A 16,897-nucleotide genomic window follows, 5' to 3' on the forward strand; every position below is an offset into this window, starting at 1 on the left:
GGCCGATACCCGGGCGGCGGGGTGGGAGCTGACATTCAAGGCCTCACAGATCGGTGGCGTCGGGCGGCGTGGTCAATTCACTGCGCGGGCACATTCAACTTCCGTACTTCTCCACCGCTGCCTGGCCACGATCGGCGTCGCTATCCCAGGGATCGATCCCCCACTCGGTGTCCGTCTCGTCCCACGGGTCCGGGCCGGGATCTGGTCGCAATGGCACGTCGGAATCGACCGGACGCACGGAGACGGGCTCGCGGAGTTGCTCTCTCGCCGGCAGAGGCGCAGCGACGGCCCACGGATCCTCGGCGTCGGCCAGCACGGGCGCAGACGCGGCCTCGTGCGTCGGTTCCTCGACCGAAGCGGCATCCGCCGACAGCACGTGAGCGAGCACCGCGTCCGACCGCACCCGCTCCGATGTCTTGTCGAGCACCTCGTCACGGAGAGCCTCGGCCTGCTCCACCGCAGCCGGATCGCCGAAGAAATCGTGCCGGTTCGGAGGTTCGAGCACGGTCACCAACCGCAGCGGCTCGAACCACATGTTCGGCCCCTCGTCGACGGTGTGCACCGCGCTCAGCGTGGGTGTCTTCGCGATCCAGATGAACTCGCGAGTGTCGGTCGCGTCGTCCTTGGTCAGCTCCTGCAGCGTTCCCAGGGGGATGCGAGTCTCCCGGACAGAATCGGTCATGCCCGAGTTCATCGACCGGGCGCCGGACCACAGCCGCCACCTGCCGCCGATGTCGATCTCGTGCTTCATCCGCGGCTTGCGTTTGTCGACCTGTCCCGAGAACCCGCAGACGGCCTGATCGTCGGCGTCGGATCCGAGCTGAAAACAGAAGAGGTTGTAGACCTGCTCGAGCACCTGGTTCGCCCACACACCGGTGCCGTCGACGGCGACGAAATCACCCCAGCCCTGCGAGGAGAGCGTAACGCGAATGCCTTCGTTCGAGGACTTGTTGAGCAGCCCGAGCAACGCGGCCGCGGCCGCCGTCGACTTCGCGGAGCCGAGCTCTTCGACCTGCACCACGAACGGCTTCCACGGCGTCGCGTCAGCTTTGCGGGAGGTATCCCCGGTCAGCCTCCGGACATCCGCGATGTTCTTCCGCAGCGTCGAGGTCGTGTTCTGCAGATCGAGCAGCACCATCGTCGACACCAGAATGGACAGGCTTCGGTAGTCGTTCGACGGCAGCGAGAACACGACGATCTCGCCCTGCAGCACCGCCCGGACGAGGTCGATCGTGTCGGTCGCGTCGCGTCCCGGGCGCAGTCGACCTCCCAGTGCCGACGAGTTCGCGAACTTCGAGATCAGCGTCTGGCTGTCCCCGATCGCGCCGGCCAGCAGATTGCCTGCACCGCGGGTCTTCTGCCCCATCTCCGCGACCCGCTGCTGTAGATCGTTGACGCGGCGGCGGGCATCGACGTCGGCCATCGAGGGATGCGCACGAAGGACCGCGTCGACCGTCAGCTGGTTGGCTGCCTTGTCGAGGGCGGCCGGGTCGAGGATCGCGGTGAGCGTCTCGAGCCCGCCCTTGCCGGCGGAGAACCCCGTCAGGTCGGCGATGTCGAACGCCAACATCACGACGTCCTCGGCTGTCCTCAAGTACGCCGCGGCGTCGCCGTCACGGTCCACCGAATTGAGGAGCATCGCGGTCTTGCTGTCACCGTTGCCGCGCACCAGCGGGTCGTAGAACGAGGGCTGGGTGCGCGCGTACGGGTGTGGGCGCCGGTAGGCGCCGGAGGACTTCTCGTTCAGCGTGAAGTGATGGAACGCCCGATTCTCTTGCTGCGCCACCTCCGCCCAGTACGAGGGAATGTCGTCGCCGCCCTTGAAATCGATGATGCACGCGCCGCCACCGGTCACCCGGACCTGCTGAGCATTCATCGAATTCGCGAGTCGTGTCTTACCGGTACGGGGGCCGCCGAGCACGAGCGCCGGCAGTTTCAACGCGTCGAGGTCGCAGACGGCTGGGAAGCCGTAGCGGCCGATGCCGACGGCGACCTGCCCCGCATCGTGGCCGCGTCGGCGAAACAGCGTGGTCTTGGCAGAGATCGGATTCAGTGTCATGAGGTCGCCTCGATAGGTGCGATGGTGTGATGGCCGGCGCGGATCTGTTCGGTGACGCGGCGCGCACGCATCCGATCGAGGACACCGACGGGCCGCCAGTTCGAGAACTCGGGTCCTTCGATCTCGCCGAGCTTCTCCCGCTTGAATCGGCGCACCCGGGTGAACACCGCGGTGACCGCGAAGCCGACAGGCAACGCGAACAGCAGCTGCCCGAGTACCGCAGCCCCGGCCGTCGACGTCGCGACGTCCCGCAGCGCGGCGCCGACGTCACCGTCGACACCGGAGGCAGCGTCGGCTGGCGAGGCGCCAGCCAGAGATGTGATGAGCCACGCGGGAAGTTGGAGGGGCTGGAGCACCCAGGCAAGCAACGAACCGGAGATGAGGACGCCGAGTAGGAAACTCAGGGCTGCCCAGGTTGCCCACCACCGCCCGCGGACTCGTCGCCGTTCGACGATGAGCAATGACACCGCAGTCACTGCGATGGTCGCCGGCACCGTGACGATCGGAACGAGCACCGCCAGGACGCGGGCCGCGATCGGTAGTCCTGCAGAGGTTTCGTTGGATCGCCCTGGCGACCTGGGGTCCTCGTCGTAGCCGTCCTCGTCGGACATCGTGCTCCCTTCACCGGAATTCGGTCGGAAGCAGTCTCGGAAACGCCTTCTCCAGGTCCCGGCACGTGCGAGTTGGCCGGCGTTGGCTGCAGTCGGGAGTCGTGTTGCAGCCGAGAGGCCGCATCGCTCGTCCGGTAGTTTTCGAACAAAGACCGCCGAAGTACGGCGGGCGGAAGGTTGGGGAAACGCTCGTGACCCGGATGAAGACGTACGCAGGAACGGCGCTCGCTGCGCTGTGCTTGATCGGTGTCTCGGCATGCGGTTCATCTGACGATGACGGCAGCGAAGCGGCGGCTGGGACCGGGGCGTCGACCGCCGCCTCCGCGACGCGTTCTGGCTCAGTGAGTCAGGTCGACGGGCGCGTCATGTTGGAAGTGAACTGGAACAAGGAGCAGAAGAAGATCGGGTTCGACAACGTCTCCCCTGCGCTCGCGTCCGTCACGTGTGAGGGGACGGGGCCGTCGTTGAATGCGGATGTTGCCTTCCCCAATGACATTCAGGTCAAGATCGACGGTGCCGCCAAGACTGTTGTACTGACGGCGCCGGAGATACAGCCCGTCACGAATCCGATACGCGCGGAGTCTGTGACGTGGGGGATGAACGGAGTGGAGATCGACGGCACCGGCGACGTGCAGTTGAAGTTGGCGGGTGAGGATTCCCCGCGGAACGCCAACGCGATCTTCTCCTTCTTGGTGACTTGCTGACGGACGACTGTCCGTCCGTCTCGCTCGGGCCCGAGGTGTTGAGACATCTCGGGCCCGAGGTGTATCTGAACCGTCCACGTGGCTGGCAGGAAGCGGCAACCGCTCTGCGTCATGGTCCAGTTCGCAGGGGGTAGAGCGGGTCGGCCGGCTCCCGTAGAGCGTCCCTCGTGAGGCGAGTCGACAAGATTCTCAGCAATTCGAGCAAGACTCCCTGGAGTCGGGAGCGGGTTTCGCATGTTTTCTGTAGGTTCTCGCCGAACTTGTCAGTAGTGCAGCGCGTGGACCTGCGGTGTTCCGAGTTCGTGTCAGCCAGGGATTCTCACGATCTTGTCAGAATCCTCGGCCATCCCGGGCGGCGTGAGACAACCCTAGGGGCCTGAGCTGGGGAAAGCAGGATGGGGTGACACGAAACGCGGAAAAATGACATGCGAGTGACACGGAATCTGGAAAGTGACACGTCCTTGTGGAACCCTACATTTTCGCAGGTCAGCGGCAGTATGATTGCTTCGCAGCCTGCTAAAAAACCGCGGATTCTGTTAATTCTCGCTGCATCTCAAGTAGTCGTGACCTGGGGTTTTGTGGCGGAACAGGGGTGTATTTCAAGTAGGGTCCCGTTTTGATGGTGCGAGCAGCGCTAATGACAGTTAGCGCCAACACTGATGCGATGACCAGGAATGTGGCGATCACCGACTTTGAGGCGGTCCGCCTATCCGCACGCCGAGGGAATCCGGTCATTTCGGACGTCAGGTGACCGACGCCGACGGGCGCTGAATCCCCCCTCGCCACGGCCCATTGCGACTCATCGACCCGCTGCGGAAACCCCAAGATGAGGGTTCGGCCACCTCATGGCGCAACCCGTTATGTCACGTGACGGAACGGGCCGGTGAGGCCGCCCAACTACCCGCCCGACCAGGACATTCCCCTCCGCCAGCCAACGCCCAGCGGCAACTGAAACACCCCGAACATCGGCCCGACAGTATCCCAACGACCTGATCGCCAGACGCTTGGAGCCGCCGATGACCTACCGCAACCGCCCCTCCCGCATCGCCGTCGCAACGCTGCTCGCCGCCACCACCACATTGACCCTCGCCGCCTGCACCCCCACCAGCGACAATGCCCCGAAAGTCACCCGAATCGAAGGCGACCCCAAGACCTGGGTTCGCGTCCACACCATCGAGCTCTCCGACGGAACGTCCGTCCTGTGCCTTTGGGAGCAGAGCACCGGCTATGACGCCGGCGGCCTCAGCTGCGACTGGGCGAACAAGACCACCCCCAGCGAGTAGCCACTCCCCTCCCTCAACCTCAAGGACATCTCGATGCCGCCGAACTTCCGCCTCACATACGACTACGACGACCCCGACCTGACCCCACCCTCCCCCGGGGTCGACCTGATCATGCAGGTCGGACTCGTGGAATCGCTGCCCGGAATCGGTCCCGCCACCGGCGGACAGTACATCGGAATCCCCCGCGCGATCGGTCCGCTGCACACCCGTCTCTGGAGACCCCACGACCAGGTCGAGATGACCCTCCCCAACACCGATCTGCAGCTCTGGCACGCCCCGTTCCACGTCGCTGGCCATAGCCACGGCGAGTTCAAGCTCTCGGAACGGCGCGGCTGGCACTGGCTACGGTGGACGGTCGCCGACCATGTCGCACACGACCTCCGCCAGCTCCGGACTGAAGCGGACCTCGGGGTCACTCCGGTCTACTCCGAGACGGCGAGCGATCCGCTGGTCATCGTTCCCTGTGGAGCCGCCAAAGCGCCCTTTCCCTGCCCGGCCGGAGAGCTGTACACCGGCAGCTACCACCGACTCACCCGCCGCGCCGCCGATGCCCTCACCAGCAGCGACAACATCCGCATCATCAGCGCCCTCCACGGCCTACTACCCCTGGACCAGGTCATCGCACCGTACGATCTGCGCTTCGGCCGACCGGGATCCGTCACCGCCGAGCAGCTCCAGGAGCAGGCCGATCAGCAGGGACTCCTCGGACACCCCAATGTCGTCATCCTGGCCGGACGTGACTACACCAGGCTCGCGCAGCAGGTGTGGCCACACGCCCGCACCCCACTCGCTGGCACCCGCAGCATCGGAGAACAGCAGCATCGCCTCGCACGCATGGCAATGCACCGATCGCAAGCCTTCCGATGAACTGGCTGATTTCCGCAGTGGGGTCGATACAGTGGGGCAAATCTATGGGAAGGCACGTGATGGCGTTCATTTGTGTATGCGGTGTGCGGTATCCATCAGCTAGTGCTGCTGTCGGATGCCCGCGGTGCGGTGCACGGAAGATCGTGCGTCAGCAGGTGCAAAACGCTGTGGTTCCTCCCCGTCCGCGATCCAAGCCTGGCAAGAAAAAGCAGGTAAAGCCGCTCGCGATTGGCGGTGAGTCGGTCAAGAATGCCGTTCATCTAGCGGTTCAGAGCCACATAGCCCGAATCGGACTTCCCGACAGGGAAGTTCTTGAATCCGGGTCACCAGTCAGCACGGTGATGCAGCACATTGCAGACTCATGTTCGCCTGCGGAACTGGCGCGTCTACGCAATGAAGCCCTTGAGCTCCAACAGTCCTTAAGCGCTCTCATAGAACTGGAGTTCACCGAGCAAGCGAAAGAGCGACGGACGAAGAACCGCCGTAAGCCGACGCAGGTCCGTACCGTCGTTGGCGGTGGCCTCCCCGGTATGGGACATCGCGGATAGGCCGGCCATATGACAGACTCCAGATCACTCCTCCGGGCACTGTGCCTGGCCCGGTTCCAATAGCGATTCAACTGAACCGCGGTCCCACCGAGGCGTCGGTGCTCCTCGGTAGGCTCCCTCCAGACAGGAGAGGAGCGGCGTTGACCACAGAGCACTTGCTGGGAGAAACCATCCTTGCCGCACCGGCCCCGGTGGCCGCGGGTAACCCGGAGCTGTCCACAGCCCCCGTCCTCTCCGCTGAATCCAAAGCTCGCATCGTCGCCGTTCTCGAACAGCGCCACTCCCCCTCCACTGCCCGCAACTACCGGCAGGACTGGGAGAAGTTCACCGCCTGGTGCAGCGCCCACGGCCACATCTCGATACCGGCCCACCCCGCCGTCGTCGCCGACTACCTCACCGAATGCGCGGACCTGCGTACCGAGACCGGCGAGCGCGCCTACTCGATGAACACCCTCGCCCGGTGGGTCGCCTCGATCAACTACTGGCACCGCGCCGTCGACCACCGCGCACCCGGCGAATACCAGCTCGTCAAGGACACCATCTCCGGTCTGCGCCGTACCTACGCCGCGGCCGGCGACCGTCCCGTCAAACGCGTCGCGCCGCTCGAGCTCGCCGAGATCGAGCACATCGTCACGACTCTCCGCGGCGAGGCCAAGACCTGGCAATCCCGAACGCGCGAGCGCCGCGACTCCGCACTGCTCCTCCTTGGGTTCCTCGGTGCGTTCCGCCGGTCAGAGCTGTCCGACCTGCAGATCCGCGACGTCACCATCCACTCCAGCGATGGCCTCCACATGCGGGTCCGCCGCTCGAAGACCGACCAAACCGGCCACGGCCTGATCAAGGCCGCCCCTGTCGCCCTCACCCACACCGTGTGCGGCCCCTGCGCCTACCGCCGCTGGCTCGACGTGATCGCCGCCCACCAAGCTGCCGGCCGACCCGGCATCATCCGACTGCTCCGCACCGACGACGAGCCAACCGGTCACGTCTGCCATCTCCCCCACCCCCAGCTCACCGACATCGACGTGCCGGTGTTCCGGCCGATCCGCGTCAACGGCAACCTCGGCGACACCGCACTGTCCGGGCAGGCCATCCACGCCGTCTACCGCAGGGCAGCCCACGCCGGCGGCCTCTCCCCCGCGAAGATCGCCCAACTCGGCGGCCACTCCGTCCGCGCCGGGTTCGTCACCGAAGCACTCCGCAACGGCGCACAACCCCACGAAATCCAGCGGCAGACCGGGCACGCCTCCCCCACCACCGTCGGGATCTACGCCCGCGAGCACAACCCGCTGACGGGCAACGCTGTCACCCGTTTCGCTCGCTGACCGAAAGTTGTTCGCGAGCTGCTCGACGCGGACCAGCACCGATCAGATACGAACGGCGGCGGCCTGCCCGTTGTCTCGGGACAGCCCACCGCCGTTTCGCTATTCGGTCTTACCGGCTGCGGCTATGTCCCGTACGCCAGGGCCGCGACTGCTACGGCCGCCGCCACCGGGGAGAGGAACAGCAGCGGGAACTCCTCGGCGATCCGCAGCCGGATGACGCCGCGGTACGAGGCGAACGCAATCCCGAACACGACGATCGCGGCGATCAGCAGCAGCCACCACACCGGGTCAAACGCGCCGACCAGGTCGGGGACAAACGGCGGCGCCTCCGGCTTGACCTCGGGAATCTGAGCGAACGCAGGGGGGACGGACACGAAGCCTCCTATGTGGTGCGGATCGCTCGATCGGGGTGCCGAGCGTGAACCGAGAATCTCCCATCGGGCACCGACGTGTTTCACCGTCACAGGCAGGGATCAGTGAGTGCGTCACTGTCTGTGGCACCACCACCAGGCGGCACGACCACCAGGCGGCACTCCCTGGCTCGATGTTCGCGTAAGTGATGTCCTCGGGGGAGATATGGCGCCCCACCACTCCAGCGCCCCCAGACCGGCTACGCCTCCCCGCCACCGTCGAGATCTTCGCCCGCGAGCACAACCTGCTAACCGGCAATGGCGTCACCATCAACACTGTCGGAGCGGTGGGGCGACTCCTGCCGGGAAGAAGTCGAGGCGGATCGCTTCCGACCGCGGTACCTCGTGTGAATCGATGATGCTCCGTGCACAGGCAGGGTCGCATGACTATGCGAATACTCGAATTGTTCGCTGCCTTCCTCGCACACCGGTGCTCGAGACCAGCCGGCGTCCACCAAGTCTCGAACTCAACCGCGCACGCTTTCCCCGCATATCCCCGGCGCTTCACCACAGACCAGGGACGATCAGCGCAGGTGGAGACCCATCACCACATCGACATCTGCTGGTCATCGACCGAACGGCGCCGCCGCGATCGGTTGTCCGACGTCCCTTCCACCGGCTGGTCCGTTGACCACCTCGTCCTCGCCGGACTTGCACCGATCCCGGTCGCGTCGCCGATCTGCTCCCACGTCATCCCAACGCGCAGCGCGCGCTGCACGTCCAGCACCGGATCGACACCGGCGCGATGTGCGATCGCGATCCGCGTCAGCAGCCGCGCCTCGCTGTCGTCCCGTAGTTGGTCTGCCGAGTGGGCGCGGGCAGGGCCGATCGCGCTGTCCACGACTCGGTCGAGCAGCACGTCGACCTTCTCCGCGAACAGGTTAGCGGCGTCAGCGAGTCGCTCGCGGTCGACCCAGGGCTCACCCATGTCGGCAGTGTAAGCAGTGGAAACGGCCCCTCGCATGCGATAACGACCGAGGACAACCGGCGGCTATCCGAGGAGGAAGCTGCGCGCAGTCTCCAACGTTGGCTCGACGACATCCATCGCGTAGACGTTCCGGTGCGAGCTGCCCCAGTTGTACGGGGCGTGAGCGGCGGGGTGACTGAAGTTCGCGATCGCGGTGGCGACGCCGGCGAACTCGGCGTACTCGAGCTGCTCGTTCGCCGGATCGATCCGCTCAACATGCTTGAGGTGCGGCGCGATCAGCGACCGAAGTGCCTTGCTCTGCAGGATCACCATGGTGGGCTCGAGGATCCGGATCGTCGCCGCAAGGTGCGGGAGGCATGCCCGGTCCATCGCCGGCACCTGCGCGGCCTGAAATCGGCGGCCCTTCGCCGAGTCGACCGGCCGCACCGCCGAGCACAATCGCTTGTTCACCAGGGCATAGCACTGCATGACGTGCTGCGGCACCGGGTCATTCGCCAGCGGCAACAACTCCCCAGCACGGTCATCGCCCAGGCCGCGGCCGAACGCGGCGCGCAGTGCGCTGGTGGTGCCGAGCATGTGTGCATGGCGGGCGCCGAACCTCATCCCGATCGCTTCGTCCTGTTGCAGTCGCCGCGTCTCGAGGGAGATGTGCCGGTCCGGGCGCCCCATCTCCATGCCCAGCACCAGCACTCGCAGGGGGACGCCGTCTTCGAATAGGTCGTAGTGCAGGCCCACGTGAGAGAGCTGTCCTTCGTAGAAGTCGGCAGCCTTCTTCGCGGCCGCACTGCCACAGCTGGCACTGGATCGGCAGACGAAACCGCCCGCACCGAACACCGACCTGGACATGTACTCGTCGAGCTCAGCGATCCGCTGACGGGTCCGCACCGGGTCACTCGTGAACTGAGCCATCTGCGCAACCTACCGGCGGCCGCCCAGCACCCAGCCCGACTCACGGATTGCCGTGCTGAAACACCTGGACCGGCCCACTCCTACGTTTGCCCCAGACCAGCACCGACGACCAGGAGAACACCATGACGACCCACTCCGACAGCCCCGCCACCGTCGCGCACATCGAGATTGCGCCAGGCGAGCTCACCCACATCACCGGCGCCGTGATCGTCGGCGCCCACGACGGCCACGTCCGCGTCACCGGCACCGTCGAACTGTCGGACGTCATGCCCAGAATGGTCAGCGTCGAGACCGAGGCCGGAACCCTCTACCTCGACCAGGATTTGCCGGTCACGATCGTCAACCCGACCCTCCAGTCGAGCGAGGACCGCGACGACATCGAGGGCCTGGCTCACACCGTCGGCCTGCTCAAGGCGTCTTGACCCCCACGACCAGCACATCGACTCGCCCCGGAAGGAAACAAGGACCGCAGTGACCACTACCGCTCACATCAACGAGGCCGTCTACATCGACCCGCGCGCCGGGAACGACAAGTTCTACCGGACCTTCACCTTCGGCTCCGCATGGGTTTCCCAGTACGGCCGAAACGGCACCCTGGGCACCTTCACCAAGATCGTCGAGACCGCCAGCCCCGAGGCGGCAGTGAAGGCCGCCGCCGCCAAGTTCGCCGGCAAGGTGAAGAAGGGCTACGAGCCCGTGCGCTCGGGTGGCGTCGAAACCAGCACCGTCATCACCGCGGACAACCTCGCGGTGCTCGATACGCTCGTGGAGAGTCTGCAGAAGGGCGACGCCGTCGGCATCGTCACCGAGCCGGTCGCCGCCGTCGAGATGGATACCCGTCGTGAAGACTTCACCGCTGCCGCTGTCGAGGCACTGACCGCCACCTCGTTCCTCGGGGAGCCCGCGGTCGCCGAGGACACCATGCCCTCGCTGCCGGTGCGACCGATGCTCGCCTCCGTGCAGCCCGCCGAGATCGTGGCGGACGCGATGGACTCCGACGACTGGTGCGCCCAGTTCAAGTACGACGGCGACCGCGTCGTCATCGAAATCGACAACGGCGAGATTCGCGTCCTCAACCGCCAGGGGCAGGCGAAGGTCCGCAACGTCGGACCGTCGCACCTGCATCCGTTCAGCGCCTTGCACTCCGGGCGCTGGGTTTTCGACGGTGAGGTAGTGGGACGCACCCTGGTGCTCTTTGACCTCATCGTCGCCACCGACGGCATCAACACCTGGGCGCGCGAGTCCATGGGGTTCCCGGTCCGCCACCACACGCTCACCATTCTCACCGAGGTGTTGGGCATCCCCGCCGTCGACAAGGCCACGGAGGGCAGCCCGGTGGTGCTCGCGCCCGTCGCGGTGACCGCGCAGCACAAGGCTGACATGCTCGAATCCGCTGTGGCCGAGCAGCGCGAAGGCATCATCCTGCGCCACTACTGCGGGACATACGAGTCCGGTCGCCGCTCGACCATGCTGGTCAAGCACAAGCTCATCAAGGACGTCGACGTCGTCGTCACCGCCCTGCACCCGGTGAAGGACTCCGCGGAGCTCGCCGTCCACGACGCCGAGGGGAACCTCGTCCAGGTCGGTACCGCGTCCACCATCGGCAAGGGCGCAGTCGAGGTCGGTCAGGTCTGGGTGGTGACGTTCCTGTACGTCGCCAACCCCGAGCACCCGCGGATGGTTCAGCCGCGCCTGATCCGCCAGCGCCACGACAAGGCCCCCACGGAGTGCCTGCTCGACCAGTTCGCCGACGCAGGCACCAACAAGGCCGTCTGACCAGCACCCGATCGGCGTCAGAAGCCCCCGACACCACCCGGTGCCGGGGGCTTCCTGGTGCTGGCGGGGTGCGCGCCCCCCTCAGCGAACCGGCCGCAGCTGCCCGATCTCGGCCCGCCGAGTCCCGTCCGGATCGGCCACCATGAGGTAGCGAGGTGACCAGCGCAGACACGGTCGGCCGCTCAAAGTGTCCTGACACCCCGCACGACCTGCGCATCGGCCCGTCCCCTGGCATTCCGCGGGAGGCGGGCCGACCCGGTGCTCACCCTGGCTAGCCTTCCCAGGTGACCGACGCACCCATCCTCATGCCGGACCAGGGCGATGCGAGCATGACGCCATGACGAGCTCCTACCCCCTCGGCGACCTCGTGCCGGCCATCGCGATCGGCGCGCGGTACAGGTACGACTGGCAGCTGTTCGCGGACTGGTGCACCGCCGTCGAGGCGTCCGCATTGCCGGCGGATCCGCTGACGATCGCGCTGTTCCTTGACGAACACCCCGCCGCCACGAGCACTCACCGCCGCCGCGTGACCGCGATCAACACCGTCCACACCCGTTGCGGCTACCCCGCTCCAGGGACCGCTCAGGCACTGCGGGAACGCTTGACCCGCCGGACCCGGCCCCGCCCGGACCTGCGGGACGCTGCCACCGACGTGATTCGGCGGCTGCCCACCTCAGGTTGGCCCGGAGGTCTCTTCGGCCGACGCGACGCCCTCCTGCTCACCCTGACCTGCCGCATGGGCCTCTCGCCCATCCAGGTCGGACGCCTCCAACGCAGCGACATCACGTTCGACGGCCGCACCCTCCGCATCCCCAGCCACGGCATCTTCATCCCCCACGACCCCCACGAATCACCCCGCACCGAACAGGTCGCCGTGTACCTGCGGTGGGCCAGACTGCAGGCCTTCACCGACCGCACCCCCTCCAACCGGTGGCTCGGCGAGTCCCTCACCAACGCCACCCCGGTCACCGACGACTCCGTTACCGGCCTCCAACTGCTCCCAGCAATCCGGCACAACGGACCGCTGCTGCCCTCGTTCGACAAATGGGGCCACGCCAGTCTGAGCCGCGTCGGCCTGTCCCGCCGCGCCATCACCCGCATCCTCACCGCGCACCTGAGCGGCACCACCAGCACTCGGGAACAACGGCAGGTGAAGTTCTTCGACGACGGCTGGGCCGACGCCGTCGAGGACGTCGTCGAAGCCATCAGCGAAGACGACGAAGACAACGACGAAGACAACACCGAACCTGTCGAACCCCCAGAGCTGTCCAGCCAGGAACTCGCGGCACGCTACGAAGCAGGTCTCGCCGCGCGCCGCGGCACTGCGAAAGCGATGGCCGACCTCGAGCCGGCCTTCGAAGAACTCGACGACCGCACCGACGAACTCCTCGCCCGCATCCAAGCGTTGATGGAGGCCATGGAGCAATAGTCCCAACGAGCATGCCCAGGGCAGCTCCGGCCCGCGATCATCTACCTTTCGGGGGAGAGATGAGGGAGGACCAAGGTGGTGCAGTGGTGTTCAGATGTGTCCTACGTCGAGGACCTGAAGGGTAGATGTCTCACAGCGCCCCACGTTCGACCCCTAAACCGTCTGATCGTTGAGCTGCGCGCTGTTCATCCGGACCGCTTCATTCCGTACATCGCTCCCACGTTCGGCGGTACGAACGCACGCGTATTAGCCCTGTTCCCCACCCCCGGGCCGGGAACCTTTCCTGACACCGGCGGGTCAGGGATGCTCTGTATCGAGAACGACGACGCAATGTCAGCACGACACAAGGCCTTCTTGTCTGAGTACAAAATCGATGTCTGTGACGTAGTCACCTGGAATGCGTACCCCTGGTTCGGATCGCAATGGTTCGAGGACAAAAGCGTCCGTACTAAGCAAAACGAGATTGCTGCAAGGCGCGCGCTGTCACGATTTCTATCCCTCTTACCGAACCTCGAGGTCGTCATGCTCCACGGGACCGTCGCCCGCAAGGCTTGGGAGAAACTGGCCGAGTACACCCCGGTCGACCTCTTTTTCGCGCCGAAGGTCGAACCCGGTGCCATACACACCAGCAGGCTGCCTGCGATTGGGACATGGCACACGAGCCCGGCCGTGGTGGACCCGAAGCATCGCACGCCGGAAGAGATTGTCCGGTTCACTCGGGAGCTACACGAAGCCTTCGCGGAAGCAGCCGCCATCCTTCGCAAGCCGCGTCCAGACGAGGTTCCATTTTGATCGCGAACCCCGTTGGAACAGCGCGCTCTGTTTCCGCAGTGGTGATGGCCGGCGACAACCGGAGGGGGTGGAGAAGCGGCGTCTTACTGTCTGCCCGCATGAGGGAGAAGCGGTTCGAGACGGGTCTGTCGCACCTTCGTACCTACGTCGAACACCACGGCAATGGGCACGTTCCCAGGTCCTGGGTGTGCCCGGACTGCGGGTTCGCTCTGGGTAGCTGGGTTGCCCATAAGCGGGCCGCGATCCGCGCCGGCGACACCTCGCTGGGTCCGGAACGGATCGCTCAGCTCCACGCCGTCGGCTTCGAGACCACGAGCCCTCGCGGTGTACGCGGCCCCACCTCACTGCACCAGCAGCAGTGGGATCACGGGCTGAACCATCTGCGGGCGTACGTCGCCATCCATGGCAACGCCGATGTCCCCCGCCGCCACGTCACCGAGGATGGCTTCGCACTCGGCATGTGGGTGCAGTCGCGCCGCAAGGAACTGCGATCCGGAAAGCTCACCGCCTCGGACCGCCTGGAGGCACTGTCCAAGCTCGGGTTCATGGAGCACTCCGACCGCCGCGGAGGGTTCGCCGCACCCGGCCGGAATGCCGCCGCTGAAACAGGTGGAGAAGCGGTAGGCAATCATGGAGACACGTCGAGGCAGAACTTGGCGTAACAGACAACGGCACTGTTTTCCTCCCCTCGAAACAGTGCCCCGCCGGTCACCGCGCTCCTCCCCTCACCGCGGTGACCAACACGGCCCGGGCTCGCGTCTCCCTCTCCTCGACGCGAGCCCGGGCCGCACTCATCTCGACGCTCGGAGGGGCCGCTTCCCCTACTTGGCGCCTGGCTGATAGACCCGGGCAAGCACCAGCCCCAGCACAGACAGCGCAAGGAATCCAAGCCACACCGGGGCAGCGGACGGGACCGTCAAGACAGAAATGAACAGCCCGCAGATCGACACAACCAGCAGGCTCGACCACACCACCGTGCGGACCGTAACCATGAACGCGGCCCTTGCGGCACGAGCCGCGCGGACCTGATCGATACCCGCCGCGAAGTCCTTCGCGTGCTGGTTGAGAGGGAACAAATTGCCGTCGGAGGTATAGGCGAACAAGCCGATCCCGTGCTCGTCTGCGTACTCGACGGCGTCCTGCGTGTACGGCGAAGGGGACAGCAGCTCCGCGAAGAACAGCATGTCCTTGGAATGTTCTGCGCCCCGCGCCCCGTACAGGCGTTGCAGATCCGGCCGCCCCACCTTCGAGTGCATCCACTTCACTTGAGCGACTGCACGGCGGGCAACGACGTCGACGCCCCCGTCAGCGCCGCGCCCGGTCACCCTCGCATCCGGGAAGCCCATATCCCTCATCTGTGACGCCGCGAACTGCTCGGCGTCCTCTGGAGTGGTGATGTATCGGGACCGAGAATCCATGGCGCGACCTCCGGATCTGCCGACACTGTAGCCACTCGTAGCACGCATTCAGGTCAGATCAGGAGCCCAAACTCTGCAGGCGTTGCAGCGTTCGCGGACGCATCAACCACTCCTCGAACTCCAACGCAGAGTCATCCCGCTCCCACACCTGCAGCCACTGCCGCCACACCCGATACGAGCACCGCAGCGACGGCGGCAGCGTCTTCTGCGACAGCGCGTACCGCACCCCGTCATCACGGCCCTGCGCCGGCCGCACCACCATCGGCCGACCCTTCACAGACCAGTCCGGAGCCTGTCCGGACTCAAGGAAACCAAGGTCCGCGAGCAACCCGTCATCCCACCCGCCGACACTGCGCCGACCCTCCAACTGCATCTGCACATCCGGGGTGACCTCCCACAGCACCTGCGCGATATGACCGGCCTCGATCGACATCTTGTAGCCCCGCAGCACCTGCAGCATCCGCCACCGCTCCTTGTGCGTGATCTCCATTTCCACGGCCACAATCCGCCCACCGACAATCGCCGTGAAGTCCGGCCAATGCAGCTCCCCCGCCACCCCGACCGGCACCCCGAACCACCGCGCACGCCCCGCCCCATCCATCGTCGGCGAGACCGCCATTCCGAACTCATCCGCCGCCGACGACCCCGCCACCGCCACACCCACGAACCGTGCGAACGCCTCCGCCGCCTGCCCACTGTCATTCGCGCGTTCCACCGCCCGCATCTGCCGCTCGGACACCACCGGCACCCCACGGGCACGCATCCGCAGCGCCGCCTCCGCCACCAACAACCGGTGCAGCATCCGCTCCTCCGACGGCACCAACGCCCGCAGCTCCGGGAACCCCGGGGCCGCCGCGGCCGCCATCCCCGCCGCCGTCGGATACAACACTGTCCCCGCCCACCGAAGATTGTCGGACCGCTCCAACAGCCCTGCCTCCCGCATGTACTGCACCCGCTTGCGCGCCGTCTCCCACACCCCGCCATAAAAGTGTTCGGCGGCGTGCCGAAGCGTGATCGCACCGAACGCACCGGCGAACTCCAACAACTGCTCATCCCCCGGCGTCCGACGCCACCCGTGCCGCCGCACCGTCCCCGACGACATCCCCTGATTCCCCCGCCGCGCCGCCGCCGCCCGCCGCTTCCGCGTCATCGGAACCCGGTACCCCGCCCCCAAATCAGACGCCTTCTCCACGTACTCCGGCACCAACACCACTCCTCACATCACGTCCAACGCGCCAGCCCCAGACCCCGCAGCCACACCAGCCACAAGGCCCCCACCAACGCGCCCCCCACCCGGGGGCTTACCGCGCACACCCCATCACCCGCCTTCTCCACCTGAAACACCTGCGAAAAGCCCCCACCCCACCCCCGCCGACCACCACCACTCACCTCCACCCGGGGGTGTCGCGGGTTCCACTGGTCTCGTGCCTCGCCGGTGGTGCCCCTGCTGCCCCCTCTTGGGGTGTCGGTGCCCGCGCGGTGCGTGGGGGTCACCCCTTTTGGGCGGCCTTGGTGTGAACCCCTTGGTTCCTCGCTCGCTCGGAACGCTGCGTGGTTCACGGGCCGCCCAGGGGTGAGGACCCCCTCGCATCGCGTGGGTGTGTGGTGGTCGCCTTGGACGAGGGTGTTGCCCCTGGGTCAGCGCGGGTTGCCCTTGTCGGGTCAACCTGCTGCGGCGGCCGCGCAGGGGTGGTGACTGTTCGGGTTCGCGCCGGAGGCGCTGCCGGGCACGGCCTCGGGTGTCCTCCCGGTTGGTGGCTTCTGGGTGGTTGCGGTGATCGCCGTCCTGCCGGGTGGGCCTCCGGCCCGAACGTGCGCACCTCACCGGAGGCGCCGTCCCC

Annotated in this window: 16 protein-coding genes; 9 read left to right on the plus strand and 7 right to left on the minus strand. The window is 66.4% G+C overall.

What is annotated here, in order from left to right; all coding sequences use genetic code 11:
- Nucleotides 1-94 precede the first annotated feature (94 nt).
- Together LPH33_RS25665 and LPH33_RS25670 are read right to left on the minus strand one after the other, a co-directional pair.
- Nucleotides 95-2,059: a type IV secretory system conjugative DNA transfer family protein gene (locus LPH33_RS25665; RefSeq protein ID WP_229568768.1), complete on the minus strand. Its 1,965-nt coding sequence runs from the start codon at nucleotides 2,057-2,059 to the stop codon at nucleotides 95-97.
- A complete protein-coding gene (locus LPH33_RS25670) occupies nucleotides 2,056-2,670 on the minus strand; it encodes a hypothetical protein (RefSeq protein WP_193904233.1) in 615 nt (204 codons plus the stop codon). Before LPH33_RS25670 ends, LPH33_RS25665 begins: the two co-directional genes overlap by 4 nt.
- A 191-nt stretch (nucleotides 2,671-2,861) precedes the next feature.
- On the opposite strand from LPH33_RS25670, the gene LPH33_RS25675 reads away from it, so the two are divergent.
- The 4 genes from LPH33_RS25675 to LPH33_RS25690 all read left to right on the plus strand — a co-directional run bounded on the left by LPH33_RS25675 (nucleotide 2,862) and on the right by LPH33_RS25690 (nucleotide 7,394).
- On the plus strand, nucleotides 2,862-3,374 hold the full coding sequence (locus tag LPH33_RS25675; RefSeq protein WP_193904234.1) for a hypothetical protein: 513 nt from the start codon (nucleotides 2,862-2,864) through the stop codon (nucleotides 3,372-3,374).
- Between the two features lie 1,016 nt (nucleotides 3,375-4,390).
- Nucleotides 4,391-4,657, plus strand: coding sequence for a hypothetical protein (locus tag LPH33_RS25680; protein ID WP_138846054.1), 267 nt, complete (start codon nucleotides 4,391-4,393; stop codon nucleotides 4,655-4,657).
- Nucleotides 4,658-4,690: 33 nt separating this feature from the next.
- Nucleotides 4,691-5,524 carry a DUF6884 domain-containing protein gene (locus tag LPH33_RS25685; RefSeq protein WP_229568770.1) on the plus strand — a complete coding sequence of 278 codons (834 nt, stop codon included), beginning with the start codon at nucleotides 4,691-4,693 and terminating at the stop codon, nucleotides 5,522-5,524.
- A 688-nt stretch (nucleotides 5,525-6,212) separates the two neighbouring features.
- The gene (locus LPH33_RS25690; RefSeq protein ID WP_229568771.1) at nucleotides 6,213-7,394 is read left to right on the plus strand and encodes a tyrosine-type recombinase/integrase; all 1,182 of its coding nucleotides are present in this window, start codon (nucleotides 6,213-6,215) and stop codon (nucleotides 7,392-7,394) included.
- 122 nt (nucleotides 7,395-7,516) lie between these two features.
- On the opposite strand, the gene LPH33_RS25695 is transcribed toward LPH33_RS25690, so the two are convergent.
- From LPH33_RS25695 to LPH33_RS25705, 3 genes are all read right to left on the minus strand, one after another.
- The gene (locus LPH33_RS25695; protein WP_193904238.1) at nucleotides 7,517-7,768 is read right to left on the minus strand and encodes a hypothetical protein; all 252 of its coding nucleotides are present in this window, start codon (nucleotides 7,766-7,768) and stop codon (nucleotides 7,517-7,519) included.
- 580 nt (nucleotides 7,769-8,348) lie between these two features.
- A complete protein-coding gene (locus LPH33_RS25700; RefSeq protein ID WP_229568773.1) occupies nucleotides 8,349-8,732 on the minus strand; it encodes a hypothetical protein in 384 nt (127 codons plus the stop codon).
- A 63-nt stretch (nucleotides 8,733-8,795) separates the two neighbouring features.
- Nucleotides 8,796-9,641, minus strand: a complete 846-nt coding sequence (locus LPH33_RS25705; protein WP_193904240.1) for a hypothetical protein — start codon at nucleotides 9,639-9,641, stop codon at nucleotides 8,796-8,798.
- A 122-nt stretch (nucleotides 9,642-9,763) separates the two neighbouring features.
- Between LPH33_RS25705 and LPH33_RS25710 the strand changes: the two genes are divergently transcribed.
- The 5 genes from LPH33_RS25710 to LPH33_RS25730 all read left to right on the plus strand — a co-directional run bounded on the left by LPH33_RS25710 (nucleotide 9,764) and on the right by LPH33_RS25730 (nucleotide 14,300).
- On the plus strand, nucleotides 9,764-10,063 hold the full coding sequence (locus LPH33_RS25710) for a hypothetical protein (RefSeq protein ID WP_193904241.1): 300 nt from the start codon (nucleotides 9,764-9,766) through the stop codon (nucleotides 10,061-10,063).
- A 49-nt stretch (nucleotides 10,064-10,112) separates the two neighbouring features.
- Nucleotides 10,113-11,417 (plus strand): WGR domain-containing protein, encoded by a 1,305-nt coding sequence (locus tag LPH33_RS25715; RefSeq protein WP_229568565.1) that lies wholly within the window; start codon nucleotides 10,113-10,115, stop codon nucleotides 11,415-11,417.
- A gap of 337 nt (nucleotides 11,418-11,754) precedes the next feature.
- On the plus strand, nucleotides 11,755-12,846 hold the full coding sequence (locus LPH33_RS25720; protein WP_229568567.1) for a hypothetical protein: 1,092 nt from the start codon (nucleotides 11,755-11,757) through the stop codon (nucleotides 12,844-12,846).
- A 96-nt stretch (nucleotides 12,847-12,942) separates the two neighbouring features.
- Nucleotides 12,943-13,638 (plus strand): hypothetical protein, encoded by a 696-nt coding sequence (locus tag LPH33_RS25725; RefSeq protein WP_229568569.1) that lies wholly within the window; start codon nucleotides 12,943-12,945, stop codon nucleotides 13,636-13,638.
- 98 nt (nucleotides 13,639-13,736) lie between these two features.
- Nucleotides 13,737-14,300: a helicase associated domain-containing protein gene (locus LPH33_RS25730; RefSeq protein ID WP_229568570.1), complete on the plus strand. Its 564-nt coding sequence runs from the start codon at nucleotides 13,737-13,739 to the stop codon at nucleotides 14,298-14,300.
- Between the two features lie 159 nt (nucleotides 14,301-14,459).
- Here the strand turns inward: LPH33_RS25730 and LPH33_RS25735 are convergent, their stop codons facing one another.
- On the minus strand, nucleotides 14,460-15,056 hold the full coding sequence (locus LPH33_RS25735; protein ID WP_228045355.1) for a restriction endonuclease: 597 nt from the start codon (nucleotides 15,054-15,056) through the stop codon (nucleotides 14,460-14,462).
- A gap of 58 nt (nucleotides 15,057-15,114) precedes the next feature.
- On the minus strand, nucleotides 15,115-16,260 hold the full coding sequence (locus tag LPH33_RS25740) for a hypothetical protein (protein WP_229568571.1): 1,146 nt from the start codon (nucleotides 16,258-16,260) through the stop codon (nucleotides 15,115-15,117).
- Nucleotides 16,261-16,897 lie beyond the last annotated feature (637 nt).

Source organism: Rhodococcus sp. RDE2 (assembly GCF_020885655.1).
Lineage (GTDB): Bacteria > Actinomycetota > Actinomycetes > Mycobacteriales > Mycobacteriaceae > Rhodococcus > Rhodococcus pyridinivorans.